Annotated in this window: 21 protein-coding genes and 1 tRNA gene; 5 read left to right on the forward strand and 17 right to left on the reverse strand. The window is 67.1% G+C overall.

The window, feature by feature from the left end:
* Positions 1-3: 3 nt before the first annotated feature.
* On the reverse strand, positions 4-711 hold the full coding sequence (locus IXW21_RS12730; protein WP_194764624.1) for a FadR/GntR family transcriptional regulator: 708 nt from the start codon (positions 709-711) through the stop codon (positions 4-6).
* 136 nt (positions 712-847) lie between these two features.
* Here IXW21_RS12730 and IXW21_RS12735 point away from each other — a divergent pair, with 136 nt between their 5' ends.
* From IXW21_RS12735 to IXW21_RS12745, 3 genes are read left to right on the forward strand one after another with little or no spacing between them, the layout of a single operon-like run.
* Positions 848-2,257 carry a GntP family permease gene (locus tag IXW21_RS12735; protein ID WP_194764625.1) on the forward strand — a complete coding sequence of 470 codons (1,410 nt, stop codon included), beginning with the start codon at positions 848-850 and terminating at the stop codon, positions 2,255-2,257.
* Positions 2,258-2,267: 10 nt separating this feature from the next.
* A complete protein-coding gene (locus IXW21_RS12740) occupies positions 2,268-2,783 on the forward strand; it encodes a gluconokinase (protein WP_194764626.1) in 516 nt (171 codons plus the stop codon).
* Between the two features lie 31 nt (positions 2,784-2,814).
* Entirely contained in the window at positions 2,815-3,246 is a 432-nt protein-coding gene (locus IXW21_RS12745; protein WP_194764627.1) for a hypothetical protein, read from the forward strand.
* A 13-nt stretch (positions 3,247-3,259) separates the two neighbouring features.
* Here IXW21_RS12745 and IXW21_RS12750 read toward each other — a convergent pair whose 3' ends face one another.
* The 5 genes from IXW21_RS12750 to IXW21_RS12770 form a co-directional block, all read right to left on the reverse strand.
* Positions 3,260-3,643, reverse strand: coding sequence for a hypothetical protein (locus IXW21_RS12750; RefSeq protein WP_194764628.1), 384 nt, complete (start codon positions 3,641-3,643; stop codon positions 3,260-3,262).
* Between the two features lie 139 nt (positions 3,644-3,782).
* The gene (locus IXW21_RS12755; protein WP_194764629.1) at positions 3,783-4,646 is read right to left on the reverse strand and encodes an FHA domain-containing protein; all 864 of its coding nucleotides are present in this window, start codon (positions 4,644-4,646) and stop codon (positions 3,783-3,785) included.
* Positions 4,647-4,661: 15 nt separating this feature from the next.
* Positions 4,662-4,928 carry a hypothetical protein gene (locus tag IXW21_RS12760; RefSeq protein ID WP_194764630.1) on the reverse strand — a complete coding sequence of 89 codons (267 nt, stop codon included), beginning with the start codon at positions 4,926-4,928 and terminating at the stop codon, positions 4,662-4,664.
* A gap of 161 nt (positions 4,929-5,089) precedes the next feature.
* A tRNA-Tyr gene (locus IXW21_RS12765) sits at positions 5,090-5,171 on the reverse strand.
* Positions 5,172-5,257: 86 nt separating this feature from the next.
* Positions 5,258-6,190: a PfkB family carbohydrate kinase gene (locus tag IXW21_RS12770; RefSeq protein ID WP_323742243.1), complete on the reverse strand. Its 933-nt coding sequence runs from the start codon at positions 6,188-6,190 to the stop codon at positions 5,258-5,260.
* Positions 6,191-6,274: 84 nt separating this feature from the next.
* Here IXW21_RS12770 and IXW21_RS12775 point away from each other — a divergent pair, with 84 nt between their 5' ends.
* Positions 6,275-6,862, forward strand: a complete 588-nt coding sequence (locus IXW21_RS12775) for a hypothetical protein (RefSeq protein ID WP_194764632.1) — start codon at positions 6,275-6,277, stop codon at positions 6,860-6,862.
* Positions 6,863-6,941: 79 nt separating this feature from the next.
* Here IXW21_RS12775 and rpoC read toward each other — a convergent pair whose 3' ends face one another.
* The 6 genes from rpoC to IXW21_RS12805 form a co-directional block, all read right to left on the reverse strand.
* On the reverse strand, positions 6,942-10,817 hold the full coding sequence (rpoC, locus tag IXW21_RS12780; protein WP_194764633.1) for a DNA-directed RNA polymerase subunit beta': 3,876 nt from the start codon (positions 10,815-10,817) through the stop codon (positions 6,942-6,944).
* Between the two features lie 86 nt (positions 10,818-10,903).
* Positions 10,904-14,404, reverse strand: coding sequence for a DNA-directed RNA polymerase subunit beta (locus tag IXW21_RS12785; protein ID WP_194764634.1), 3,501 nt, complete (start codon positions 14,402-14,404; stop codon positions 10,904-10,906).
* 220 nt (positions 14,405-14,624) lie between these two features.
* Positions 14,625-16,340, reverse strand: coding sequence for an ABC transporter ATP-binding protein (locus tag IXW21_RS12790; RefSeq protein WP_228528498.1), 1,716 nt, complete (start codon positions 16,338-16,340; stop codon positions 14,625-14,627).
* Positions 16,337-17,302 (reverse strand): ABC transporter permease, encoded by a 966-nt coding sequence (locus IXW21_RS12795; RefSeq protein ID WP_194764635.1) that lies wholly within the window; start codon positions 17,300-17,302, stop codon positions 16,337-16,339. Before IXW21_RS12795 ends, IXW21_RS12790 begins: the two co-directional genes overlap by 4 nt.
* Positions 17,303-17,336: 34 nt before the next feature.
* Complete coding sequence (locus IXW21_RS12800; protein WP_194764636.1) at positions 17,337-18,341, reverse strand: ABC transporter permease; 1,005 nt, start codon at positions 18,339-18,341, stop codon at positions 17,337-17,339.
* An 84-nt stretch (positions 18,342-18,425) separates the two neighbouring features.
* Entirely contained in the window at positions 18,426-20,099 is a 1,674-nt protein-coding gene (locus IXW21_RS12805) for an ABC transporter substrate-binding protein (RefSeq protein ID WP_194764637.1), read from the reverse strand.
* Between the two features lie 165 nt (positions 20,100-20,264).
* Here IXW21_RS12805 and IXW21_RS12810 point away from each other — a divergent pair, with 165 nt between their 5' ends.
* Positions 20,265-21,185: a sugar kinase gene (locus IXW21_RS12810; protein ID WP_194764638.1), complete on the forward strand. Its 921-nt coding sequence runs from the start codon at positions 20,265-20,267 to the stop codon at positions 21,183-21,185.
* A 63-nt stretch (positions 21,186-21,248) separates the two neighbouring features.
* Here IXW21_RS12810 and IXW21_RS12815 read toward each other — a convergent pair whose 3' ends face one another.
* The 5 genes from IXW21_RS12815 to IXW21_RS12840 form a co-directional block, all read right to left on the reverse strand.
* Positions 21,249-22,121, reverse strand: a complete 873-nt coding sequence (locus tag IXW21_RS12815; protein WP_194764639.1) for a MurR/RpiR family transcriptional regulator — start codon at positions 22,119-22,121, stop codon at positions 21,249-21,251.
* A gap of 14 nt (positions 22,122-22,135) precedes the next feature.
* Complete coding sequence (locus IXW21_RS12820; RefSeq protein ID WP_194764640.1) at positions 22,136-23,662, reverse strand: glycoside hydrolase family 3 protein; 1,527 nt, start codon at positions 23,660-23,662, stop codon at positions 22,136-22,138.
* Positions 23,659-24,492, reverse strand: coding sequence for a carbohydrate ABC transporter permease (locus tag IXW21_RS12825; RefSeq protein ID WP_323742245.1), 834 nt, complete (start codon positions 24,490-24,492; stop codon positions 23,659-23,661). The genes IXW21_RS12820 and IXW21_RS12825 overlap by 4 nt, the downstream gene beginning before the upstream one ends.
* Entirely contained in the window at positions 24,489-25,373 is an 885-nt protein-coding gene (locus IXW21_RS12830) for a carbohydrate ABC transporter permease (protein WP_194764652.1), read from the reverse strand. Before IXW21_RS12830 ends, IXW21_RS12825 begins: the two co-directional genes overlap by 4 nt.
* A gap of 409 nt (positions 25,374-25,782) precedes the next feature.
* Positions 25,783-26,121 (reverse strand): hypothetical protein, encoded by a 339-nt coding sequence (locus tag IXW21_RS12840; RefSeq protein WP_323742246.1) that lies wholly within the window; start codon positions 26,119-26,121, stop codon positions 25,783-25,785.
* Between the last annotated feature and the right edge of the window lie 138 nt (positions 26,122-26,259).

Consider the following 26,259-nt stretch of genomic DNA (forward strand, 5'->3'; position numbering starts at 1 on the left):
AGTCTATGAAGCGGCCCGCTGCATGGCTTCATCCGCCTCGGAGACGATGTTGCGCATCGCGGCCGCAGCCGCCTCCGCGTCGCCGCTGGCGACCGCGAACGCGACGTCCCGATGCCACTGCACGGCGCTCTGGTTCGCGACGTGCGGCATGAGGGCGTGCACGGTGCGACCGCGCAGCACCGCCTCGACCGTGCCACCGAGCGCGGCGAGCATGCCGTTGCCTGACGCGTCGAGCAGGAGTCGATGGAATCTGACATCGGCGGTCAGATAGCGGTCCCGATCAGCCTCGTGATCTTCCTGCCCCATCTCCACGACGAGCGAGACGAGTTCGACCTTCTGCTCCGACGACGCGGCACCCGCTGCGAGGTGCGCGGCGAGCGGCTCGATGACCGATCGCAACTGGCTGAGCTCGCGCAGCTGCTCGTCACGCCCCGGCCCCGCCAGACGCCACGCGATCACCTCGGGCGCATAGACGTTCCAGTCCGCGCGCGGCCGCACCTCGACACCGGACTTGCGTCGCACCCACACGAGCCCGAAGGACTCCAACACCCGCACAGCCTCACGTGCGGCCGAGCGGGAGACGCCGCGCTGCTGCGCGAGCTCGACCGTCAGCATCCGCGAGCCGGGCCGGTGGTGGCCGTCCACGATCGCGCGGCCGAGCTCGTCGACGAGAGACTCGTGCACGCTGCCTGCGACGGTGGGGGCGGTCATATCTCGAGTATGCCCGCATCAGCACGATGTGGCGGTGCATCACAACGCTCCGCCGCCTTTATGTTGCACATGTATGGCGTGCCGTGCTTATTATGTACGACATAAGGCAGAAACACCGCCTGGATCAAGGAAGCTCATGGCACTCTTCACCCCCGCCGCGTCCGCTCTCGTGACGGCAGTCGGCGACACCCCCGTCGTCGATCGCCCGGCCGGTCAGCTGATCGCCGCCGCCGTCATCGGCATCGCGGTGATCATCGTCCTCATCACCTGGGTCAAGCTGCACCCGTTCCTGTCGCTCACGATCGGCGCACTCGCGACCGGCGCGATCGCCGGCATGGACATCGCGGCGTCGGTCACCAGCTTCTCCGCCGGGTTCGGATCGACCATGGGAGGCGTCGGCATCCTGATCGCGCTCGGTGCGATCTACGGCAAGCTCCTCGCCGACTCCGGCGGCGCTGACCGCATCGTCGACACCCTCGTGAGCCGGGCGAGCGCCCGCTCGCTGCCCTGGGTCATGGGTCTCATCGGCGCGGTGATCGGACTCCCGATGTTCTTCGAGGTCGGCCTCGTGCTCCTCGTGCCCGTGATCATCCTCGTGGCGCGCCGCTCGGGCCAGCCACTGATGCGCATCGCGATTCCCACGCTCGCAGGCCTCTCGGCGATGCACGGACTCGTCCCGCCGCATCCCGGCCCGCTCGCCGCCATCAGCGCCCTCGGCGCGAACCTCGGCCTCACCCTCGCCTTCGGCGTGCTCGTCGCGATTCCCGCAGTCATCATCTCGGGGCCGCTGTTCGCCCGCTTCGCCGCCCGCTGGGTGGACGTGCCCGTTCCCGAGCTGTTCGTGACCGAGGAGGATGAGGGAGAAGAGCAGAAGCGCCGCCCGTCGTTCATCGCGACCCTGATCAGCATCCTGCTGCCCGTCTTCCTGATGCTCGCCAAGGCGATCGCCGACATCTCGGCTGCCGGGTCGGACGCTCCGTGGAAGCTCGCGCTGGATTTCCTCGGCACCCCTGTCATCGCGCTGCTCATCGCCGTGCTCGCCGGGTTCTTCATCCTCGGCCGTGGCGCCGGGTTCGACCGCACCAAGATCAACGACATCGTGGGCTCGTCCCTCGGCCCGATCGCCGGAATCCTCCTGATCGTCGGCGCCGGCGGAGGTTTCAAGCAGGTGCTCGTCGACACGGGCATCGGCGACGTGATCGCCGAGTTCGTCGCTGGTTCGTCGGTGTCGGTACTGATCCTCGCGTGGCTCGTGGCCGTCGTCATCCGCGTCGCCACCGGATCCGCGACCGTCGCCACCATCACCGCGGCCGGCATCCTCCAGCCCCTCACCGAGACGCTCGACTCCCCCATGGTCGCGCTGCTCGTGCTCGCGATCGGCTCGGGCTCGGTGTTCCTCTCGCACGTCAACGACGCCGGGTTCTGGCTCATCAAGGAGTACTTCGGCCTGAGCATCCCCCAGACCCTGAAGTCCTGGACCGTGCTCGAATGTCTGATCTCGGTGACCGGCCTCGCCGGCGTCCTCGTCCTGAGCATCTTCGTGTGAGGCCGTGATGATGACCACCACCGCACCCGTACTCGTCTTCATGGGCGTCGCCAGCACCGGCAAGTCCACCGTCGCGGCGATGCTCGCCGGCCGGCTGGGCTGGAGCTTCGAAGAGGGCGACGACCTGCATCCCGAGGCGAACGTCGCCAAGATGGCGGCAGGGCACGCACTGAACGACGACGACCGCTGGCCCTGGCTCGACCGCATCGCGGAGTGGATCGACGAGCGCATCGCCGCCGGCGAGCCCGGGATCGTGACCTGCTCGGCGCTCAAGCGCAGCTACCGCGACGTGCTCCGGCGCGAGAGCGTCACCTTCGTGCACTTCACGGGCGAGCGCGAGCTGATCCTCGAGCGGATGCTCCGCCGCCAGGGGCACTTCATGCCGACGACGCTTCTCGACTCGCAGTTCGCGACGCTCGAGCCGCTGGAGCACGACGAGCGGGCGATCGAGATCGACATCGCACTCTCACCCCAGGAGCAGGCGGCCGAGATCGCTTCACGCCTGCGGCTTCATCCCGACTACTGAGACGACTGGGCGACTCGCGACACCCGTAGTCATGAGACGTTCATCGGGATACTCGATCGGCACCGCAGCGCTGATGGTGATCTCGCTGTGCGCGGCACTCGTCGGATGCTCCGCACCGGCCTCCGCCCCTTCCTCGTCGCCACGAGCCTGCGACGGGATCGCGCCGATGCTGACGAGCGACGACGTCCTCCCCCACGCCGGCCAGGCCGTCTCCGTTGCGCTCACCCCTGCCGGATGCGCCGTCGACGACGAGTGGGCCGGAGAGCTGATCGTCCGCACCGATGACGGCGACGCGAGAACCGGCTCCCGCCTCGAGGTCGGCGAGAGCACGGTGTCGGTGGACCTCCCACCCCACGTCACCGGAGCGGCGATGCTGATGCTCATGCCCGACGACGACTGCGAGCCGGTCGCTGCGACCGCCGACTGCCACTTCCCGTACGTGGAGGTACGGATACATCCGTGACCCGGAGCGCGGATCACTCCCGGAGCGCGCGCCGAACCCGGAGCACTCCGAGCCCGATCAGCAGAACGGCCGTCAGGATCGCGGCCACGATCGCACTGTTCGCGGCGAAGAGCCACAGGTTGTACGAGGTGTCGATCGGATCGTGCCACGCACGCTGATACTCGAATTCGATCGTCGCCGGGTAAGCGATCGGTTCGTACCTCGAGAGGTCCTGCGTGACCCATCCGAACGGCCATCCGAAGGTCGCCTGACCGAGTTCGTCGCGCGAGGCGACCCTGACGCTGCCGGCGATGAGGAAGAAGACAGCACCCACGGCGCCGAGAGGCAGCAGGCACACGTAAGAGACCAGGACGCTGCGCAGCCCCTTGCGCACTGCTGTCCGTTCCTCGTCGTCCACCCGGCCCCGCTCCCGCATCACCACCCGCTCCATACTGCCCGCTCGACGCGGAAACGGCGAAGTCCCCGGACGCTTTGCGTCTGGGGACTTCTCGACGGCGGGATCTCAGATGACCCCGCGTCTCCTGTTGCGGGATCCGTCAGCCGAGCTCGCCGGAACCGTACGGTCGGATGGGCTGCTGCTTCTGGAACTCGTACTCTCCGCCCTGACGCCCGCCGAACGGGCGTCCGTGATCCGCGAACTCCTCGCGGTAGTACGCAAGGCGCCAGGGGCCGATCTCGATCCGCGAGCCCGTCCGCAGGATCCTCGCGTTCTCGGAGCTGTGCGGAAGGTTCGGGCGACCGCCGCCGGTCGGCGCGAAGGAGTACAGCACGTACTCGTCGTCGTCGTTGTGTCTGATCTCGGCGTGACGCGCCTCCACTCCCTCCAGACGCAGATCGGCGTCAGGGCTCGAGCCGATCACCGTCCTGCCGGGGAGCAGATCGAACTCGCGCGGCCTGCTGCGGTCCCAATCGCCGGAACCGACGGCGAAGATCAACCGAGGGCGACCGGACCCGGGGATGTAGTGCGTCGTCGTCACACGGCGACGCACTCTCCTCGCGATGGTCGGGACGAGCGGGAACGGGGTGGGCGGAGGTGCGGGAAGGCGGAAGCCACGCCCCTGTCTGCCGTGCTGCATCTCGGACAGGAGCGTGGCGAGATGCCCGAGCCTGATGTGGGGAGAGCCGGCGATGACGCGCCCGACGGGTCCGGACTTCACGTCTCCCAACTCCACGAGGGTGCCTTTCGGCCCCTCGACGCGCACACGGATGCCGCGTCGCGCGAGTCCGTCGGCGAGCGGAATGAGATTCGCGAGGTCGTTCCGGCCCATACCCGCAAGGCCGGCGCTGTTCTCCAGTGTGACGACGACCTCGCTACCGCCGGCTTTCACGGCGAAACGCGTCGGGGGGCCGCCGTCCGGTGCGACCTGCTCGACCTGCAGATCGATGTCGAGGCGGATCATCGGAGTCGGCCTCGCCTAGACCGCGTGCGCGTCGCCCGACGCGCTGTCGCTGGTCGTCACGCGCAGTGTGCCGTTGAACTTCCAGGTCGCACGCGGAGCATCGGGGCCGATGTCGCGCGGGACTTCGACGGTCATGTCGTCGAAGGTGTAGTTCACCGCCGCCCCACGTCCGGTGAGATACGCCCACATCTCCCGCCCGAGGTCCGTCCAGTCGGTGATCGATGCGCCGTCGGGTCCGGAGGGCGAGGAGAAGAGCTCGGCGGGTTCGTTCGAGTCGCTCATGGTGTGCTCCTTTGCTGAAACCATGTCCTGTGCGTGTAAGTATGCGCTCGAATGGACTCAGTGTCCATGGGTATCTGCACTCGGTCCAAGAAACACAGAGGTGGTGAGCGCAGGACGCAGAAACGCCCCCGGATATCGGGGGCGTTCTCTGTCGTAGCCGGTGGCGAGTGAGGGATTCGAACCCCCGAAGTCTAAGACGGCTGATTTACAGTCAGATCCCTTTGGCCGCTTGGGTAACTCGCCAGAGCGCACCCGTCCGACTTCGACAGCCAACCGGGGGCACGAGTATCAATCATACCTGTCGGAGGCAGGCACGAGAAATCGAGACGTCAGCTGCCGTACACGCCACGATCGGCATCCGCCAACGACTCCGGCGTCCGCAGCAGACCGCCCTCCGCGCGACAGGTCGAGGCGGCCACATCCATCGCTCGCTCGAGCAGAGAACGCCATCCTTCGAGGTCTCGCGGAGGGTCGAGAACGAGACCGGCGGCGACGGCCGCGAGTGTGGCATCTCCCGCACCGACCGTGTCGACGATGCGCCCGGGAAGCGTCGCGATCGGCGCCGAGACCAGGCCCGCATCCGACTCCAGGACCGCCCCCGCCGCACCAGCCGTCGCGAGCACAGCCTCACCGCCCGCATCGCGGAGACGCACACGCAGAGCATCGAGGTCGCCGTCGTAGAGCAGGGCGGCGTCGTCGGCCCCCACCTTCACGATCGCCGAGTGCGGCGCGAGCATCTCGAAGCCGCGGACGAACTCCTCGCGATCGCTGAGCATGCCGGACCGCGGGTTGGGGTCGACGGCAAGGCGCGTTCCGTGCGTCGCCTCGATCAGCGCGGAGACCTCGCTGGGCACGTCGAACGGGAAGCAGCTGACGACCACGAGACCGGCATCGGCGATCGCCCGGACTGCGTCGCCGGAGAAACGGATGCTGCGCCGCTGCGCCGCCTCATTGAACTCGTACGTCGGTTCGCCGTCGGCTCCACGCTGCACGATCGCGCGAGATGACCCGTGCGGCGCCGGCGTGCCGATGAGCGTGACACCCTGATCGCCGAGGTACTCACGGATATGATCGCCGGCCTCATCGTCGCCGACCATCGCGATCAGCGTCGTGGCCACACCGAGACGCCGTAGCCCGACGGCCACGTTCAGCGCCGCTCCCCCGACCAGCTCGCGCACCCCTGCGCTGTCGCGGATCTCATCGATCAGGGCATCTCCGATGACGACGACGGACGGGGCTTCGTGCACGCTTTCACCACTCACCCTGCCGACACTACTCGCGGTCGGTGCGCACGGCATCCGGCCCGCCTCTGTCGCCCCGTCGCCGCGGAGCGCTACGGTGAGCGCATGAACGCTCGTCTCGTCTCGGGAGCCGCGGCTCTCGCCCTGATCACCCTGCTCGCAGGCTGCGGCGGTTCTACCGGTGACGGCGACGCGAGCTCGACACCCGCCGCGTCGTCGAGTGCCACCCCGGAGCAGACCGACGAGCCGACGGCATCTCCGACCGCCACCTCGACCCCGGTGGCGCTGCCCACCGACTGTCGTGCGATCCTGTCGGAGGACGTGCTGTCGCAACTGGGAGAGACTCCGCTGAACGATGCGGCGTTCGGCCCGTCAGGGGTGGGAGACGACGGCACCCTCACCTGCATCTGGCGTGACCCGCGGGCGGACACCACCGGGCTCGTGACCACGATCTCGGCGATGAATCGCGGCCCGGCACTCGACATGCTGAACGCCCTGGTGACGGATGAGGGCTTCACCTGCTTCACGCCCGACAAGGGCACCCGCTGCGAGAAGACCTGGCCGGATCCGCAGTACCCCGTCACCGACGGACGCACCCTGTTCTGGCGCGACGACATCCTGATCGACACCGTCTACTCCAACCTCGCGCCGACAGGCTACACCTCGAGCATCATCTCGAACCTGTTCGACTGAGCTGCTGCTCCCCCGCTCGCGCGGCGCACGAAGAAGGCACCGGGCGAATCGCCCGGTGCCTTCTCACTCACTCAGTACGTCAGTTGTACGTACCCGGCGTGATGTCGTCCGTCGAGAACGCGTCGAAGTCGACGTAACCGAAGTCACCGTCGGCGTACGCACCGTCGGATGCGAAGATCCGGTTCGGGTAGCGCTCGCTCTTGGCTTCTTCCGTCGCCTCGACCGTGACGTCGCGGTACTTCGAGAGACCGGTTCCGGCGGGGATGAGCTTACCGATGATGACGTTCTCCTTGAGACCGACCAGCGGGTCGCGCTTGCCCTGCATGGCAGCCTCGGTGAGCACACGCGTCGTCTCCTGGAAGGAGGCGGCCGACAGCCACGATTCGGTCGCGAGCGACGCCTTCGTGATACCCATCAGCTCCGAACGGCCCGACGCGGGGCGCTTGCCCTCTGCCACAGCCTCGCGGTTGATCGCCTGGTAGCGCTTGAGGTCGACCATCTCACCCGGGAGCAGGGTCGTGTCGGCGTGATCGACGACGGTGACCTTGCGGAGCATCTGACGGACGATGACCTCGATGTGCTTGTCGTGGATCGGCACACCCTGCGAGCGGTACACGCCCTGGACGCCGCCGACGAGGTAACGCTGCACCTCGCGGGCACCCATGACACGCATGACCTCCTTGGGGTCGAGCGTTCCGACGAGCAGAGGCTGACCCACGTTGACGTGCTGACCGTCCTCGACCAGAAGCGTCGCACGCTTCAGGACCGGGTAGATCACCTCTTCGTCACCGTTGTCGGGCGTGAGGATGAGCCTCTTCGCCTTGTCGGTCTCGTCGATCGTGATGCGGCCGTCGGCCTCGGCGATCGGCGATGCCGCCTTCGGGGTACGAGCCTCGAAGAGCTCCTGCACACGGGGCAGACCCTGCGTGATGTCGTCAGCCGACGCGGAACCACCGGTGTGGAAGGTACGCATCGTCAGCTGGGTACCGGGCTCACCGATCGACTGGGCCGCGATGATGCCGACGGCCTCGCCGATGTCGACGGTCTTACCCGTCGCGAGCGAACGACCGTAGCACTGCGCGCAGACACCGACGGCGGAGTCGCAGGTCAGGACCGAGCGCACCTTGATGGTCTCGACACCCGCCTCGACCAGCTTGTCGATGAGAACGTCGCCCACGTCGTCTCCGGCAGAGGCGAGGACCTCGCCCTTGCTGTCGACCACGTCGGAGGCGAGGGTACGAGCGAACACCGAGTTCTCGACGTTCGCGTCGCGCACCAGCTCACCCTGCGAGTTCGGAGCGGCGATCGGGAGCTCGAGGCCCTTCGACGTGCCACAGTCCTCTTCGCGGATGATGACGTCCTGCGACACGTCCACCAGACGACGGGTCAGGTAACCCGAGTCGGCGGTACGCAGAGCGGTGTCGGCGAGACCCTTACGGGTACCGTGCGTCGCGATGAAGTACTCCGCGACCGACAGACCCTCGCGGTACGAGGAGATGATCGGACGCGGGATGATCTCACCCTTGGGGTTGTTCACCAGACCACGCATACCGGCGATGTTCCGGATCTGCAGCCAGTTACCACGAGCACCCGACGACACCATGCGGTTGATGGTGTTGTCCTCGGGGAAGTGCGCCTTCATCGCGGCCTGGACCTCGTCGGTCGCCTCGGTCCAGATCTTGATGAGCTCCTGACGACGCTCGGCGTCGGTCGTGAGGCCCTTCTCGTACTGGGACTGGACCTTCGCGGCCTGCTTCTCGTAGCCCGCGACGATCTCAGCCTTGTTCGGCGGCGTGAGGATGTCGCTCAGAGCGACGGTCACACCCGAGCGCGTGGCCCAGTAGAAGCCGGCGTCCTTGATGCGGTCCAGCGACGCAGCCGTCTCGACCTTGGGGTACTCCTCGGCCAGCTTGTTGACGATCTGCGACAGCTTGTTCTTGTCTGCCTGCTCGCGGACGAACGGGTAGCCCTTGGGCAGCGTGTCGTTGAAGATCGCCTGTCCGAGCGACGCGTCGACGAGGCCGTGACGCTCGTACCCCTCGGGCGCTTCGCCCTCGAGGAACGTCAGGCCCGGGATGCGGATGCGGACCTTGGCCTGCAGGTCGAGGGAGCCCTCGTCCTTCGCCAGGATCGCTTCGCCCACCGAACCGAATGCACGGCCCTCACCGGCTGCGCCCGCCTTGACCGTGGTCAGGTGGTGCAGACCGATGATCATGTCCTGCGAGGGCAGGGTGACCGGACGTCCGTCGGACGGCTTCAGGATGTTGTTCGACGCGAGCATGAGCACGCGGGCCTCGGCCTGAGCCTCGACCGACAGCGGCAGGTGGACAGCCATCTGGTCACCGTCGAAGTCGGCGTTGAACGCCGCGCAGACGAGCGGGTGCAGCTGGATGGCCTTGCCCTCGACGAGCTGAGGCTCGAACGCCTGGATGCCCAGACGGTGCAGCGTGGGTGCACGGTTGAGCAGCACCGGACGCTCGCGGATGATCTCCTCGAGCACGTCCCAGACCTCGGGACGCGTGCGCTCGACGGCGCGCTTGGCCGCCTTGATGTTCTGCGAGTGACCGAGGTCGATCAGGCGCTTGATGACGAACGGCTTGAAGAGCTCCAGGGCCATCTGCTTGGGCAGACCGCACTGGTGCAGCTTCAGCTGCGGGCCGACGATGATGACCGAACGGCCCGAGTAGTCGACGCGCTTGCCGAGCAGGTTCTGGCGGAAACGACCCTGCTTACCCTTCAGCATGTCGCTGAGGGACTTCAGGGCGCGGTTTCCGGTACCGGTGACCGGGCGACCACGGCGACCGTTGTCGAACAGTGCGTCGACGGCCTCCTGCAGCATCCGCTTCTCGTTGTTGACGATGATCTCGGGGGCACCGAGGTCGATCAGACGACGAAGACGGTTGTTGCGGTTGATCACACGACGGTAGAGGTCGTTGAGGTCGGAGGTCGCGAAGCGGCCACCGTCGAGCTGCACCATCGGGCGCAGCTCCGGCGGGATCACCGGAACGACGTCGAGGACCATGGCGGCCGGGCTCATGCCGGTCTCCAGGAACGAGTTGACGACCTTCAGACGCTTGATCGCACGGATCTTGCGCTGGCCCTTGCCCTCGGAGATCTGCAGGTGCAGGCTCTCCGCCTCGGCGGCCAGGTCGAACGCCGCGAGACGACGCTGGATCGACTCGGCGCCCATGTAGGCCTCGAAGTACTGACCGAAACGGTCCTGCAGCTCGTGGAAGACGTCGTCCTCGGGACGCAGTGCGCCGACCTCGAGCGTGCGGAAGTCCTCCCACACGCGCTCGAGCTTGGCGATCGCCTCGTCGGCACCCTTGCGGATGAGCGACATCTCCTTCTCGGCGGCGTCCTTGACCTTCTTCTTCGCGTCGGCCTTGGCGCCCTCGGCCTCGAGAGAAGCGAGCTCCTCCTCCAGGCGAGCCAGGCGCTCGGCGATCTTCGCGTCGCGACGGTCTCCGAGCGTCTTCAGCTCGAGACGGATGTTGTTCTCCTGCGTGCCCAGGTCACGGTGACGAGCATCCTCGTCGACCGAGATGACCATGTAGGCGGCGAAGTAGATGACCTTCTCGAGATCCTTCGGCGCCATGTCGAGCAGGTAGCCCAGACGCGAGGGAACACCCTTGAAGTACCAGATGTGGGTGACGGGAGCGGCGAGCTCGATGTGACCCATGCGCTCGCGACGGACCGAGGACTTGGTGACCTCGACGCCACAGCGCTCGCAGACGATGCCCTTGAAGCGGACACGCTTGTACTTGCCGCAGGCGCACTCCCAGTCGCGGGACGGTCCGAAGATCTGCTCTCCGAAGAGACCGTCCTTCTCCGGCTTCAGGGTGCGGTAGTTGATGGTTTCAGGCTTCTTGACCTCGCCGTACGACCAGGCGCGGATGTGATCCGCGGTCGCGAGACCGATGCGAAGCTCATCGAAAGTGTTTGACTCGAGCACAAATTCTCCTGTGTAGGAATTCTTCTGAAGAAATCGGGGGCTTCGACAGGCTCAGCACCCCAGGGGTTCCTGAGCCTGTCGAAGGGTTAGATCTCGTCGATCGAGGCGGCCTCGAAGCGGCTGGAGATGTTGATGCCGAGCTCCTCCGCAGCGCGGAAGGCCTCGTCGTCGGTGTCACGCAGGTTGACGAGCGTGCCGTCTGCCGAGAGGACCTCGACGTTCAGGCAGAGCGACTGCATCTCCTTCATGAGCACCTTGAAGGACTCGGGGATGCCGGGCTCCTGGATGTTCTCGCCCTTGACGATCGCCTCGTACACCTTGACGCGGCCGAGGATGTCGTCGGACTTGATCGTGAGGAGCTCCTGGAGCGCGTATGCGGCGCCGTAGGCCTCGAGGGCCCACACCTCCATCTCACCGAATCGCTGGCCACCGAACTGCGCCTTACCACCGAGCGGCTGCTGGGTGATCATCGAGTACGGACCCGTCGAACGCGCGTGGATCTTGTCGTCGACCAGGTGGTGCAGCTTCAGGATGTACATGTAGCCCACCGAGATCGGCGCCGGGAACGGCTCGCCGGAGCGGCCGTCGAACAGCTGCGTCTTTCCGCTCGAGTCGATCAGGCGGACGCCGTCACGGGTCGGGGTGGTCGCGTCGAGGAGACCGGAGATCTCCTCCTCGCTCGCACCGTCGAACACCGGAGTGGCGACCTTGGTGCCGGGGGCGGCCTCGAAGGCGTCCTTCGGGAGCTTCGCGGCCCACTCCGGGGTTCCCTCGACCTTCCAGCCCTGCTTCGCGATCCACCCGAGGTGGGTCTCGAGCACCTGACCGAAGTTCATTCGACCCGGGATACCCAGCGGGTTGAGCACGATGTCGACCGGGGTTCCGTCCGCAAGGAACGGCATGTCCTCGATCGGGAGGATCTTGGCGATGACACCCTTGTTGCCGTGACGACCGGCGAGCTTGTCGCCCTCGGTGATCTTGCGCTTCTGGGCGATGTAGACCACGACGCGACGGTTCACGCCGGAGCCGAGCTCGTCGTCGCCGTCCTCGGCGTTGAACTCCTTGACGGCGATGATCGTGCCCTGCTCGCCGTGGGGCACCTTCAGAGAGGTGTCACGGACCTCGCGGCTCTTCTCGTTGAAGATCGCGCGGAGCAGACGCTCTTCCGCCGACAGCTCGGTCTCGCCCTTCGGCGTGACCTTGCCGACGAGGATGTCGCCGGGGCGGACCTCGGCGCCGATGCGGATGATGCCGCGCTCGTCGAGGTCCTTCAGCAGCTCGGGGCTGACGTTGGGGAGGTCACGGGTGATCTCCTCCTTGCCGAGCTTCGTGTCGCGGGCGTCGACCTCGTACTCCTCGATGTGGATCGACGAGAGGGTGTCGTCCTTCACCAGGTCCTGGCTCAGGATGATGGCGTCCTCGAAGTTGTAGCCCTCCCACGTCATGAATGCGACGAGGAGGTTCTTTCCGAGTGCCAGCTCGCCGTTCTCGGTGGCGGGGCCATCGGCGATGACCTCTCCGACCTCGACGCGCTCGCCTTCGCTGACGACGACCTTCTGGTTGTACGACGTGCCCTGGTTCGAGCGGTCGAACTTACGCAGGTGGTAGTCCTGCGTTCCACCCTCGTCGAGCATGACGGTGACGCGGTCTGCGGAGACCTCGGTGACGACACCGGCCTTCTCGGCGGTGAGCACGTCACCCGCGTCGATGGCGGTGTAGCCCTCCATACCGGTTCCGACGAGCGGCGAGTCACTGCGGAGCAGCGGCACAGCCTGACGCTGCATGTTGGCACCCATGAGTGCGCGCTGCGCGTCGTCGTGCTCGAGGAAGGGCACGAGCGAGGTCGCGACCGACACCATCTGACGCGGTGAGACGTCGATGTAGCCGATCTCCTCGGGGAGGAAGAGGTCGACCTCACCGCTGCCGCCCTTCGGACGGGCGAGGACGTGGCTCTCGCGGAAGCGACCCTTGGCATCGAGCGGCGCGTTGGCCTGCGCTATGTTGAAGTCGACCTCTTCGGAAGCCGTCAGGTAATCGATGTGCTCGGTGACGACGCCACCCTCGACCTTGCGATACGGGGTCTCGATGAAACCGAACGAGTTGATGCGCGCGAAGGTCGCGAGAGCACCGATCAGACCGATGTTCGGGCCTTCAGGGGTCTCGATGGGGCACATGCGGCCGTAGTGCGACGGGTGGACGTCACGGACCTCGACACCGGCGCGGTCACGGCTCAGACCACCGGGGCCGAGAGCCGAGAGACGGCGCTTGTTGGTCAGACCCGCGAGCGGGTTGTTCTGATCCATGAACTGCGACAGCTGCGAGGTTCCGAAGAACTCCTTGATCGCGGCGACGACGGGGCGCACGTTGATCAGGGTCTGCGGCGTGATCGCCTCGATGTCCTGCGTGGTCATGCGCTCGCGGACGACGCGCTCCATGCGGGACAGACCGGTGCGGACCTGGTTCTGGATGAGCTCACCCACGGCGCGGATGCGACGGTTGCCGAAGTTGTCGATGTCGTCGGTCGCGATGCGGATCTCGGCCTGCTTGCCCGAGCGGATGCCGTCGAACGTGTCGACACCGGCGTGCAGACGGACGAGGTACTTGATCGTCGCGACGATGTCGTCGACGGTCAGCACCGAGTCGGTCAGCGGCGCGTCGAGACCCAGCTTGTGGTTGATCTTGTAACGACCGACCTTCGCCAGGTCGTAGCGCTTCGGGTTGAAGTAGAAGTTGTCGAGGAGCGCGCGTGCGGCCTCGGCGGCCACCTGCTCGCCCGGACGCAGCTTGCGGTAGATGTCGCGGAGCGCGTCTTCCTTCGTGACGATGGTGTCCTTCGCCAGGGTCTCCTCGATCGAGGGGAAGCCCGAGAACTCGGCGAGGATCTGCTCGCTCGACAGACCGAGCGCCTTGAGGAAGACGGTGACGGACTGCTTGCGCTTGCGGTCGATGCGCACGCCGACCTGGTCGCGCTTGTCGATCTCGAACTCGAGCCATGCACCACGGCTCGGGATGACGCGTGCCGAGACGATGTCCTTGTCGGACGTCTTGTCGGGCGTCTTGTCGAAGTAGACACCGGGCGAACGCACGAGCTGAGAGACGACGACGCGCTCGGAGCCGTTGATGATGAACGTTCCCTTGTCGGTCTGCAGCGGGAAGTCGCCCATGAAGACCGTCTGGGTTTTGATCTCACCCGTGAGGTGGTTCATGAACTCGGCCTCGACGTACAGCGGAGCGGCGTAGGTCTTGCCACGCTCCTTGCACTCCTCGATCGAGTACTTCTCCGGCTCGAGGTACGGGTTCGTGAACGAGAGCTGCATGGTCTCGCCGAGGTCCTCGATCGGGGAGATCTCCTCGAAGATCTCACCGAGTCCGGAGACCTGGTTCACGTCGGTCCGGCCGGCGGCGTTCGCCTCGGCGACCCGTGCCTTCCAGGCGTCGTTTCCGACGAGCCAACCGAAGGACTCGGTCTGCAGAGCGAGAAGGTCGGGGACCGTCAGCGTGTCGGAGATCTTCGCGAACGAGAGGCGGGAAGCTCCGCGTCCGTTCTTGGTGGTGGTGGATGTGGATGCGTTGGGAGCAGCAGCCAAGGGAATAACCTCCGTGAGCCCCGCAGGGCTTCTCGATTCCTTTGTCGTCAGGTGGAGTGTGCGCCCGAATGCTCAACGAGATGCCGACCACCATATGAGGGCACGGAGAAGCGAGCGCAACTACCAACTATAGACGCGATATTGCGACATGGCAAGTTCAATCCTTGACCTTCTTCGAACGCTGCGGTATTGGCGCCCGAAGAAGGCCAGGATCGAATCGTCAGGACGCGATGTTCAGCTCGTTTCCCGGGATCGATGCGAGCAGGCGTCGCGTGTACGGGTCTCGTGGATTCGTGAAGATCTCTTCCGACGATGCCGCTTCGACGAGAGATCCGTCCTTCATCACGCACACGTAGTCGCTGATCAGTCGCACCACCGCGAGGTCGTGCGAGATGAACAGATAGCTGAGACCGTACTCGCGCTGCAGGTCGCCGAGCAGGGTCAGGATCTGGTCCTGCACGAGCACGTCGAGCGCCGACACGGGCTCGTCGCACACGATCAGCTCGGGCGAGAGCGCGAGGGCGCGAGCGATCGCGACGCGCTGCCGCTGGCCCCCCGACAGCTCGGACGGATACCGGCGCAGCATCGACTGCGGCAGCGCCACGTCGTCGAGCAGCTGGCGGACGCGCGTGCGCCGATCGGAGCTGCTCCCCCGCTTGTAGAAGTCGAGCGGTTCGGAGATCAGTCGCTCGATCGTGAACATCGGGTTCAGGCTCGAGTACGGATCCTGGAAGATCGGCTGCACCTTCTGACGGAAGTCCTTGGTCTCGGCCCGGCTGAGCGAGGCGACGTCCTTGCCCTCGTACCGGATCAGCCCGCTGGTCGGCTCGATGATCTTCAGCAGCATGCGCGCCGTCGTCGTCTTGCCGGAACCGGACTCGCCGACGATCGCGACCGTCTCGCCGCGCGGGATCGCCAGGGAGACGTCGTTGACGGCGACGAAGTCTTCCTTCTGCCCGCGCACCGGATACACCTTCGTCAGGTTCTCGATCTCGACGATGTTGCCCTTCGACGAGCTCAGGGACCCATCCGTGCCTGCGGACACGGAGCCCGGGCCCTGGGTCGCTGAGCCTGTCGAAGCGTCCCCCGTGTGGAAGGCCTCGGGCCGTAGGCGTGCCGCGGCCACCGACGGAGCCGCCTGCACGAGCGACTGCGTGTACGGATGCTGCGGCGCCTCGAGGATCTGCTTCGCGGGCCCCTGCTCGACGACCTTGCCACGGTGCATCACGATGACCCGCTCCGCCCGCTCGGCCGCGAGGCCGAGGTCGTGCGTGATGAGCAGCACGGCGGTGCCGAGCTCGCGCGTCATCGCTCCGATCTGATCGAGGATCGTCTGCTGCACCGTGACGTCGAGCGCGCTCGTCGGCTCGTCGGCGATCAGCAGTCGAGGCTTGCAGGCGAGGCCGATCGCGATCAGCGCGCGCTGGCGCATGCCGCCCGAGAACTCGTGCGGATACTGCTTCGCGCGCCGCTCAGGATCGGGCAGCCCCGCGGCGGTGAGCGCCTCGACGACCTTCTGCTGCACGTTCTGCCGGTTGGCGAGTCCGTGCGCGAGGAGGGTCTCGGCCACCTGCGTGCCGATCTTGGCGACCGGATTCAGGTTCGACATCGGGTCCTGCGGGACGAGACCGATGTCGCGCCCCCGGATCATGCGCAGCTCGTGCTCGGGAGCGTGGCCGATCTCACGTCCGTCGAGGCGGATGCTGCCGGCGGCCACGCGCCCGCCGCCGGCGAGCAGTCCGATGATGGCCATCGCTGTCGTCGATTTGCCCGACCCCGACTCCCCCACGATCGCGACGGTCTGCCCCGGCGCGATCTCGAGGTCGACGCCCTCGACGGCGTGCACGACGCCGTCCATGGTGGCGAAGTCGACCGCGAGTCCTTCGACCGACAGCAGCGGTGCATCCGACATCTGATTCTCTTTCGCAGCGCTCATCGTGCTCTCGTCCTCGGGTCCATGGCCTCGCGCAGTGCCTCACCGAACAGAGTGAAACCGAGCGCGGTGACCGCGATGCAGATACCGGGCAGGAAGGCCAGCCACGGCGCGATGGCCAGTTCCGCCTGTGCGTACGTGAGCATGCGCCCCCACTCGGCCGTCTCGGGACGACCGCCGCCGAGACCGAGGAACGACAGCGCCGCGGCATCGATCACGGCGGTCGCGAGCGTCAGCGTGCCCTGCACGATGACCGGTCCGATCGCGTTCGGGAGCACGTGCGACATCGTGATCTGCCCACGACCCAGACCCAGGGTCTGCGCCGACAGCACGTAGTCGCTGGATCGCTGCTGCAGCATCGAGGCGCGCAGCAGGCGGGCGAAGATCGGCACCTGCGAGGCACCGATCGCGATCATCACCGCGAACGGCGTCTGACCGAGGATGGCCGCGATCGACACGGCGAGCAGCAGGTTCGGCACCGACAGGATGATGTCGACGACCCGCATGATGAGCGTGTCGACCCAGCCGCCGAACGTCCCGGCGAGGAGCCCGAGGATCATGCCGCCCACCAGGCCCATCGCGGTCGAGATGACGCCGATCAGCAGCGACGCCTGCGCACCCCAGATGAGCTTGGAGAGCACGTCGCCGCCGAAGCGGTCGAGTCCGAGGGGGAACTCCGGCAGCTCGCCGGGCCCCGGGATGTTCGTCGGTGTGATGTACTTCGCGCCCGGGAGTGCCGTCTCGGGGTACGGGGCGAGCACCGGGGCGAGCACGGCCACGACGAGGAACGCCAGGACGATGCCTGCGCCGATCCAGGCGGTGGGGTTGCGACGCAGGCGGCGGAACACGTCGCGCCAGAACCCGCCGGGTCCTTCCTTGAGGCCGGCCTGGCCGACGGCGACGGTGTCGACGACCTCGCCGATCGCGGCCGACGGACCCTGTGCGGGTGGGAGCGAGATGGTCATGACGCCATCCCCTTTCGGAGAACGAGACGGGACATCACTGCACCCGCACTCTCGGGTCGATGAAGCTGTAGGACACATCGACCGCGAGGTTGATCAGCGCATAGGCGATCGCGATGAAGATGATGAAGCCCTGCAGCACCGGGAAGTCCCTCGTGAAGATCGCTCTCGCGAGGAACGAGCCGATCCCGGGGAAGGCGAACACGGTCTCGGTGAGCACGGCTCCCGAGATCAGGAGCCCCGTCTGCAGGCCGATGGTCGTGATGACGGGCAGCATCGCGTTGCGCAGGATGAATCGGCTCCGCAGCGTCGAGGCGCCGACGCCCTTCGCGCGGCCGGTGCGCACGTAATCCGCGTTCTGCACCTCGAGGACGCTGGCCCTGGTGATGCGGACGATGATCGCGAGCGGGATGGTGCCGAGCGCGAGAGCCGGCAGCACCAGGTGCAGGAAGGCGTCCCACGCGGCGTCGAACTCGCCGGTGATGATGCCGTCCCACACATAGAACCCGGTCACGTGGGTCGCGTCGATGCGGGGATTCTGCCGACCGTCCGAGGGCAGCCAACCCAGCTGCACCGCGAACACGTACTTGAGGATGAAGGCGAGGAAGAACACCGGGATCGTGATGCCGATCAGGCTCATGACCACCGACGCGTGATCGGTGAACTTGCCGTGACGGCGGGCCGCCCAGTATCCGAGCGGGATGCCGACGCCGACCGCGAAGATGAGCGCCACGACGCTCAGCTCGATGGTCGCGGGGAAGCGCCGGAAGAACTCCTCCACCACGGGCCGGTTCGTCTGGATCGACGTTCCGAAGTCGCCCTGCAGCAGGCGACTCACCCAGATGAAGTACTGCTCGATGATCGGCTTGTTGAAGCCGTAGAGCTCGTTGACCCTGGCGATGGCGTCAGGAGTCGCCTTCTCACCGAGAAGGGCGACGGCGGGGCCGCCGGGCAGGGCCCTGACCCAGGCGAACAGCAGGATGCTGAGGCCGAGCAGGGTGGGAATGAGGAACAGCAGTCGTCTGCCGATGGTGCGCAGCAAGAAGGTCTCCGTTGATCAGGGCGACACCGGTCCGGGTCCCCGCGCGTGCGCGAGGACCCGGGTGGGCATCTCAGTCGGTCGGACCTACTCGGTCAGGACGATGTCCGTGAAGACCTCGTCGTTCACCGGGCTGGCGGGGTAGCTCTCGACGCGCGGGTCGAATGCCAGGGTCGGTGCCGGGTGCGCGAGCGGCACGCCGGGGATGAACTGCGCGACCATCTCGTTGATCTCCTCGTAGAGGGCCGTCTGGTCCTCGAGGCTCGAGACGCCGCGTGCCTCGTTCAGCTTCTGGAAGAGCTCCGGGTTGTCGAATCCCCACTCCGAGCTCTGCTGGCCGAAGAAGACGCCGACGAAGTTGTCGGTGTCGTTGTAGTCACCGGTCCACCCGAGCAGGTGGATGCCGTGGTCCGCGGTGCCGGTGGTGCGGTCGAGGTACTCGACCCACTCCTCCGAGACCGGGGTGGTCTCGACGCCGACCTCGGCGAGCTGCGAGGACAGCACGGTGAAGATCTGCTCGGGGTCCGGCATGTACGGACGCGACACGTTGACCGGGTAGTTGAAGTCGAGCTTCAGCGGGTTGGCCTCGGTGTAGCCGGCCTCTGCGAGCAGAGACTTGGCCTTCTCGGGGTCGTAGTCGTACGTCGTCACGTCGGGGTTGTAGCCGTTGACCGTGTCGGGCACGAACTCGATCGCCTTCTCCGTGCCCTCGGGCAGGACCTGGCTGATCAGCGCATCCTTGTCGACCGCGTACGACAGCGCCTCGCGGACCTTGGGGTCCTGCAGCTCGGGCACGGCCTGGTTGAACGCGAGGTAGAGGATCGTGAACGGAGGGCGCGACACCATCGTGAAGCCGTCGTCCTCGAGCGCCTGGGTGTCGGCGGGACCGACGAGGTCGTACCCGTCGATCGAGCCGGACTCGAGCGCCTGGCGACGAGCGGTCGGGTCGTCGATCGTGCGGAAGATGATCTCGTCGACCTGGCCGGCCTCACCCCAGTAGCCGTCGTAGGCCTTGAGGGTGACCTGCTCGCCCGGTGCCCACTCCTCGAACTGGAACGGACCGGTGCCGACCGGGTGACCCATCGCGTATTCGGAGAGCACGGGAGCCTCGGCGGAGCCGCTGACGTCGTCTGCACCGAACTCGGAGAGCGCGGACGGGCTCTGCATGCCGAACGAGGGCAGCGAGAGCGAGGCGATGAAGCCGGCGAACGGCTTGTTCAGCTCGACGGTGACCGAGTAGTCGCCGTCGGGCGTGCAGGACTTGTAGACGGCATCCGCGGGGTTCTCGGCATAGCCCTTGAAGAGCTTGTTGTAGTAGTAGCCGAAGGCCTCGGAGGCCGCGAGGCCCGTCCAGTTGTACCAGCGGTCGAAGTTGGCGCACACGGCCTCGGCGTTGAACGGGGTGCCGTCATGGAAGGTGACGTCCTCCTTCAGCGCGAAGGTGTGGCTCATGCCGTCTTCCGACGACTCCCACGACTCGGCGAGCAGCGGCGCCGGGTCGGCCGTTCCGGGCTCCGTGCCCACGAGCCCCTCGAAGATCTGCCGCGAGACGCGGAAGCTCTCACCGTCCTGCGCGAAAGCCGGGTCGAGGCTGGCCGGGTCGGAGGAGGCGGCGAACACGAACGTGCCGTCGACGTCGCCCGAACCCTCGGCGCCGTCGTCGCCGCGCTCGCTGGCGACGCATCCTGAGAGGACCAGCGCGGCGAGTGCCGCCCCGGATACGGCGAGGAGACCTCGCCGACGCATGACTGTGTGGTGCATTGTGTGACCTTCCTGTCGAGCGCTGCTGTGCGCGATCCGGAGACGTCGTCGGGTCCGGACGGTGATTCCTCGAAACTACCCAGTGAACGTACAGATTCGGAACATCTTCAGGTTGCATTCCGGTATCGGATGATTCACCGAAGCCGATCCGGTAGTGTCCAGAACGTGCCCGACACCTCCCCTCTCGCCGTGTGCGTCGGCGAGGGTCTGGTCTCCCTCGTCCCCGCGGTCGCCGGTCCCCTCGAGGACTGCCGCACCTTCCACCGCTCCCTCGCCGGAGCCGAATGGAACACGGCGATCGCCCTGGCTTCCGCGGGCATCCCGACGGCGGTGGTGTCGCGCGTCGGCGACGATGGATTCGGGCGATTCCTGCGGGCGGAGCTTCGCCGACACGGCGTGGACGACTCGGCCGTCGAGGTCGATCCGGATGCGCCGACGGGTCTCTACGTCAAGGAGCTCACGCCGCTCCCCGACGGTTCCGTCGACGGCACGATGTACTACCACCGGCGCGGATCGGCAGGGTCGGCGATGTCTCCCGCGACGATCGCCGCCCCTGCGGCCGCGCGGCTGATCGACGAAGCCTCGCTCGTGCACACCTCGGGTATCACCCCGGCACTGTCGGCGACGGCGCGCGCTGCGCAGGTGGCACTGTTCTCGGCTCCCCGCGACGGGCGACTCCTCAGCTTCGACGTGAACTGGCGTCCGGCGCTCTGGCGCGGGCGCGAAGACGAGGGTCGTGCCGTCATCGTCGACTGCGCACGACGCGCCGACGTGGTGTTCTGCACCGCTCCCGACGCCGAGGCCGTGTTCGGCACCGCGGATGCCGATCGGGTGCGCGCGCTCGTGCCCGAGCCTCGCCGTCTGGTCGTGACGCGTGCGAACGGGGCGACCGCATTCGAGGATGGGGAGCGGACCGACAGCTCAGCACTGGATGCGCCCGTCGTCGAGACGATCGGCGCCGGCGACGCGTTCGCCGCGGGATTCCTGGCGGGGATCCTCAGCGGGCTGTCGCTGACGGGCAGCCTCGCCCGCGCACATCGGATCGCGACGCGAGCGCTCGCCAGCACGCGCGACCACGTCGGCTGAGCGCTCCCCTCCGCGTCAGCATCCCGGCGACGCCTCGCACCGACTCAGCGCGGGGGCACCGGCTCAGCGCGGGGGACGTCGGCGTGGCGCGGCCGCGTCGTGGGTGAGCCGCAGCGGTATCGACACCGGCTCCCCGCGGTGCTGCACGACCCGCACGAACAGGATGTCGACGAGCGCCAGCTGGGCGATGCGGCTCGACATCGCCGCCATGCGGAACGGCGACTCGTGCGCGTGTGTGAGCAGCGCGATGTCGGCGGCCAGCGCCAGCGTGGAGTCTCCCGCGCTCGTGATGGCGACCGACAGGGCTCCCGCGTCGCGCGCGACCTCGAGCGCCTGCACCACCTCAGCTGTCTCACCCCCGTGCGAGAAGCCGATGACCACGTCCTTCGACGAGCGCAGCGACGCGGTCGTGACCGCGAGGTGCGGGTCGGCGGAATGCGCGACCGAGCATCCGATACGCGCGAGCTTCTGCTGCAGGTCCTGCGCGGTGAGCGACGAGGCCGCCTGCCCGAACAGGTCGATGTGCCGCGCCTCGACCAGTGCGAGGGCCACGCGGTCGAGAGCCGCGGCGTCGAGGCCGCGGGCTGTCTTCTCTATCGCGTCGATCTCCTGGGCCGCGAGCTTCGCGGCGATCGCCGACGGTTCGTCGTCCGGGCTGATCGCGGTGGTGTCGAGTCCGAAACGCGCCTGCTGTGCCTGAGCCAACGTGACGGTTCGTGCGACGGCCACACGGAGTTCGCGATAGCCGCTGAAGCCGAGCGACTGGGCGAAGCGGGCGACGGTCGAGAGCGACGTGCTGCACAGCCGCGCCAGATCGTTGATCGCGAGATCAACGACGAGGGTGGGGTCGCCGAGTATCGTCTCGGCGACCTTGGCCTCCGCGGCGCTCAGGCGAGGTACGGCTCGGCGTACCAGTGCAAGAACATCAGCGTCCACGGTGCCATCCTGCCTCAGTCGTCTTCTTCGACGTCACCCGGTGACGAGGCGCCGACGCGCGCGTATGCTCTGCGCAGCCGATCTCTGGCCGCCTGTGCTCCGATGCGGCTCGCGGCGCCCACCTCGACCACGGGGAGAGCGAGCGGGCGCTGCGATGGCAGCCCGACGTTCACGACCACCGCGTCGGGGTCGCGGTCGGCCGCGCGCTCGATCAGCGACCGCTGGGCGTCGTCGGCGTCGGGGCGATCGATGAGCACGACCGTCAGTCCTTCGGCGGCGATCACCTCGTCGAGCACGGCATCCTGTTCGTCGACCGAGGTCCGCGCGACATCGAGTCGTGAGACGTGCCCACCACCCGAGAGAGTCTCAGCGACATACGCAGCCACGCTGTCGACAGCGAGTGATGCCCGACGGCGGGCATCGAGCACCACGAGCTCCGCGGCGTCGCCGTGCGCACCGCGGACGGCACGGCGCACGATGTCATCGCCCGCATAGGCGGCATCGGACCGCGCGGCGTGCTCAGCCGCCTCGGAGCGCGTGCGCCGCGTCTGCGCCAGCGCTGCGATGCGTCGCACGGCGTCCTCGACCCGTGCGCGCGGGAGGGAGCCGTCGCGCAGTGCTGCGACGATGCCGTCGCGCGCGGCGAGGTAGTCGCGGTGATCCTGATCCGGGTGGGTCTCGCGCCCGGGATTCGTGGGGTTCCCGATGCAGAGCAGGTCGGCACCCGCGGCGAGCGCGCGGGCCGCACCCGCACCGATACCGACGGTCTCGCGGATGGCCGCCATGTCGAGCGCATCCGTGATGATGACGCCTTCGAAGCCCCAGTCCCTCAACATTCCGAGAACGCGCGGGTTCAGCGTGGCGGGTTCCTCGCCCCACGCCGGGACGACGATGTGCGCCGTCATGATGGTGTCGACGCCGGCCGCGACCGCAGCGCGGAAGGGCTCGAGGTGCACGCGCTCGAGCTCGTCGACGTCGAGGGAGATCTCCGGCAGCGCGTGGTGCGAGTCCACGTGCGTGTCGCCGTGCCCCGGGAAGTGCTTCACGCAGGCGGCGACGCCCGCGCGCTGCAGCCCCGTGACCTCGGCGACCACGTGCCGGGACACGAGATGCTCGTCGCTCCCGAAGGAGCGCACCCCGATCACGGGGTTTCGCGGGTCGGTGTTCACGTCGGCGACCGGACCGAGCACGACGTCGCCGCCGATCGCGCGGACGCGTCGTGCGAGCTCGACACCGGTCGCCTCGGTCGCTGCGACGTCGTCGACCAGACCCAGTTGCGCGGCACCGGGCAGTGTCGAGCCCGTGTCGGACTCGAGACGCGTGACGCTGCCACCCTCCTCGTCGATGCCGATGAGGGCTGCGGGGTTGGCCGTGCGGATCTGCGCGCTCAGCGCCTGCAGACCGTCACCGACGTTCTGCCCGAAGTACACGACCCCGGGGAGCCCGTCGCGCAGCGCGTCGAGCAACCACTCCGGCGCTTCGGTGCCGTAGAAGCCCGGCCAGAGAACGCCGTTCGCGAGACGCTCGAGATCGTCGGTCATCCCTTCACCGCTCCGGCGACCATGCCTGCAGACAGGCGTCGCTGCACGATCACGAAGAAGATCATCACCGGGATCGTGATGATCGTGGACGCCGCCATGATGCTGCCCCAGTCATTGGAGTGCAGGCCGAAGAACGACTTCAGACCGATCGACACCGTGTACTGGTCGGTCGCGCTGCCGAGGATCGTCATGGCGAAGATGAACTCGTTCCACGCCGTGATGAAGCTGAAGATGCTCGTCGCGACCAGGCCGGGCATCACGAGCGGCAGCAGGATCGAGCGGAACATCCGCCACCAGCTGGCACCGTCGATGTACGCGGCCTCTTCGAGCTCCACCGGGACGGCGGCGACGAATCCGCGCAGCATCCAGATTCCGAACGCGAGCGAGAGCGCGACGTAGACCACCATCAGCCCCAGGATGCTGTTGAGCAGTCCGAGGCTCTTCACCTGGAGGAACAGCGGGATCACGAGAGCTTCGAGCGGCACCATCTGCACGACGAGGATCATCATGAGGATCGTGGTGCGGAACGTGAACTTGAAGCGCGCGACCGCGACCGCGGCCAGCAGGCAGACCAGGGCGCTGACGAGCACCGTCACCAGGGCGACGATGGCCGAGTTGCGCAGATACGTGCCGAAGCCACCGTCGGTGAGGACGAAGGCGAAGTTGTCGAACGTGAACTCCTGAGGCAGCAGTGACTGCCCGCCGCTCGACGCCTTGGCATCGAAGGCGCTGGAGACCATCCAGTACACGGGGAAGAGCGTGAAGATCAGCACGGCCGCGATCGCGATACCGGTGCCGACCCGCGACATGACAGACGGGCGGGGATTCACAGCTCGTCCTCCTTCATGAGGGAGCGGATGTACACGATCGTGATGCCGATCAGCACGAGGGTGAGCAGTACGGCGAGCGCGGCACCGAATCCGTACCGGTTCTGGCCGAAGGACTCGACATACGACCAGACGCCGAGGTTGAGCACCGATCGGTTGCCGCCACCGCCGCCGGGCATGAGGTACACCTGCGCGAAGACCTTGAAGTCCCAGATGGTCGACAGGATGATCACGACGGAGAAGACGGGCTTCAGGGTCGGGAAGATGATCTTCCAGAAACGCATCCAGGCGTTCGCGCCGTCGAGGGCGGCCGCCTCGAGCATCTCCTTCGAGACGCCGAGCAGGCCGGCGAGCACCGTGATGGCCACGAACGGAAAGCCGTGGTGCACGACATTGAGCAGCACGATCGCGTAGAACGACCACTGGTTCGTGAACCAGTTGACCGGGTCGTCCATCAGACCGAGGTCGGTCAGGACGCTGTTGAAGATGCCGCGGTCGGCATCGAAGATGAAGGTCCAGACGTAGGTGCCGGTCACCGCGGGCATCGCCCAGGCGACCATGATGCAGCTCGACACGATGGTGCGCCAGACCGTGCCGAGCTTTGCGAGCAGCAGGGCGACGAGCGTGCCGACCGCGACCGTGACGAACACGGCGACGGCAGCGAAGCCGACGGTGTTCGGCAGCACGACGGTCCAGAGAGTCGGATTGGTGAGCGCCTCTACGTAGTTGTCGACGCCGATCCAGTTGCTCTCTCCGGTGTTGATCTCACGCAGGCCGTAGTCCTGCAGCGAATAGATGACGACCTGGACGAGAGGCCACAGCATGAGCACCGCGAGGATGACCAGGCCCGGAGCGAGGAGGAGCCACGGACGGGCCGTGATCAGCGAGAGTCCCCGCTTGTTCTGCGGCCGGCNGCGACGAGCGTGCCGACCGCGACCGTGACGAACACGGCGACGGCAGCGAAGCCGACGGTGTTCGGCAGCACGACGGTCCAGAGAGTCGGATTGGTGAGCGCCTCTACGTAGTTGTCGACGCCGATCCAGTTGCTCTCTCCGGTGTTGATCTCACGCAGGCCGTAGTCCTGCAGCGAATAGATGACGACCTGGACGAGAGGCCACAGCATGAGCACCGCGAGGATGACCAGGCCCGGAGCGAGGAGGAGCCACGGACGGGCCGTGATCAGCGAGAGTCCCCGCTTGTTCTGCGGCCGGCCGCCGGCCACGGAGGCGGAGGTGGACTCCGCCTTCGTGGCCGGCAGTGGCGCTTGCACCATCGACATGGAGGGATACAGCCTTACTGGTTGAGCAGGTCGGTCATCTCAGCAGCGGCATCCTTCGTCGCGGTGGCGACGTCCTTCTGTCCGCTGAGGATCGCCTGGATCATCGAGTTGGTCGTCTTCTTCGCCTGCACGGCGCCGAAGTTCGGGGTCACCGGCACGGATGCGCCGCCCTCCACCATCTGCTGCGCGAACGGAGCGACGAGCGGGTCGGTCGAGGCCAGGGCCTCTTCCATCGCCGACTGAACTCCCGGGAAGTATCCGGTCTCATCTGCCCACTTCTCGGCGAACTCGCCCGTGGTCATGAGCTTGACGAACTCCCATGCGAGCTCGGGGTTCTCCGTGGTGTTGAACACGGACAGGTGCGAGCCACCGAGCACGGCTTCTCGTCGGCCGGCGCCACCACGTGGAAGGAGACCGATCTCCGTGACTCGTTCACGCAGGGCAACGTCGCCATGATGCTCTCGGGCTCGTGGACTCCCAAGGCTCTCATC

Origin of the sequence: Microbacterium sp. UFMG61 (assembly GCF_015354505.1) — a bacterium.
Taxonomy (GTDB): domain Bacteria; phylum Actinomycetota; class Actinomycetes; order Actinomycetales; family Microbacteriaceae; genus Microbacterium.

Excerpts from the sequence above, each read along its gene's own strand:
- IXW21_RS12745 (WP_194764627.1), top strand. The coding sequence starts at position 2,815 with ATGAGACGTTCATCGGGATACTCGATCGGCACCGCAGCGCTGATGGTG.
- IXW21_RS12820 (WP_194764640.1), bottom strand. The coding sequence starts at position 23,662 with ATGACCGACGATCTCGAGCGTCTCGCGAACGGCGTTCTCTGGCCGGGC.
- IXW21_RS12795 (WP_194764635.1), bottom strand. The coding sequence starts at position 17,302 with ATGACCATCTCGCTCCCACCCGCACAGGGTCCGTCGGCCGCGATCGGC.
- IXW21_RS12760 (WP_194764630.1), bottom strand. The coding sequence starts at position 4,928 with ATGAGCGACTCGAACGAACCCGCCGAGCTCTTCTCCTCGCCCTCCGGA.
- IXW21_RS12805 (WP_194764637.1), bottom strand. The coding sequence starts at position 20,099 with ATGCACCACACAGTCATGCGTCGGCGAGGTCTCCTCGCCGTATCCGGG.
- IXW21_RS12735 (WP_194764625.1), top strand. The coding sequence starts at position 848 with ATGGCACTCTTCACCCCCGCCGCGTCCGCTCTCGTGACGGCAGTCGGC.
- IXW21_RS12790 (WP_228528498.1), bottom strand. The coding sequence starts at position 16,340 with ATGAGCGCTGCGAAAGAGAATCAGATGTCGGATGCACCGCTGCTGTCG.
- IXW21_RS12730 (WP_194764624.1), bottom strand. The coding sequence starts at position 711 with ATGACCGCCCCCACCGTCGCAGGCAGCGTGCACGAGTCTCTCGTCGAC.
- IXW21_RS12755 (WP_194764629.1), bottom strand. The coding sequence starts at position 4,646 with ATGATCCGCCTCGACATCGATCTGCAGGTCGAGCAGGTCGCACCGGAC.
- IXW21_RS12740 (WP_194764626.1), top strand. The coding sequence starts at position 2,268 with ATGACCACCACCGCACCCGTACTCGTCTTCATGGGCGTCGCCAGCACC.
- IXW21_RS12775 (WP_194764632.1), top strand. The coding sequence starts at position 6,275 with ATGAACGCTCGTCTCGTCTCGGGAGCCGCGGCTCTCGCCCTGATCACC.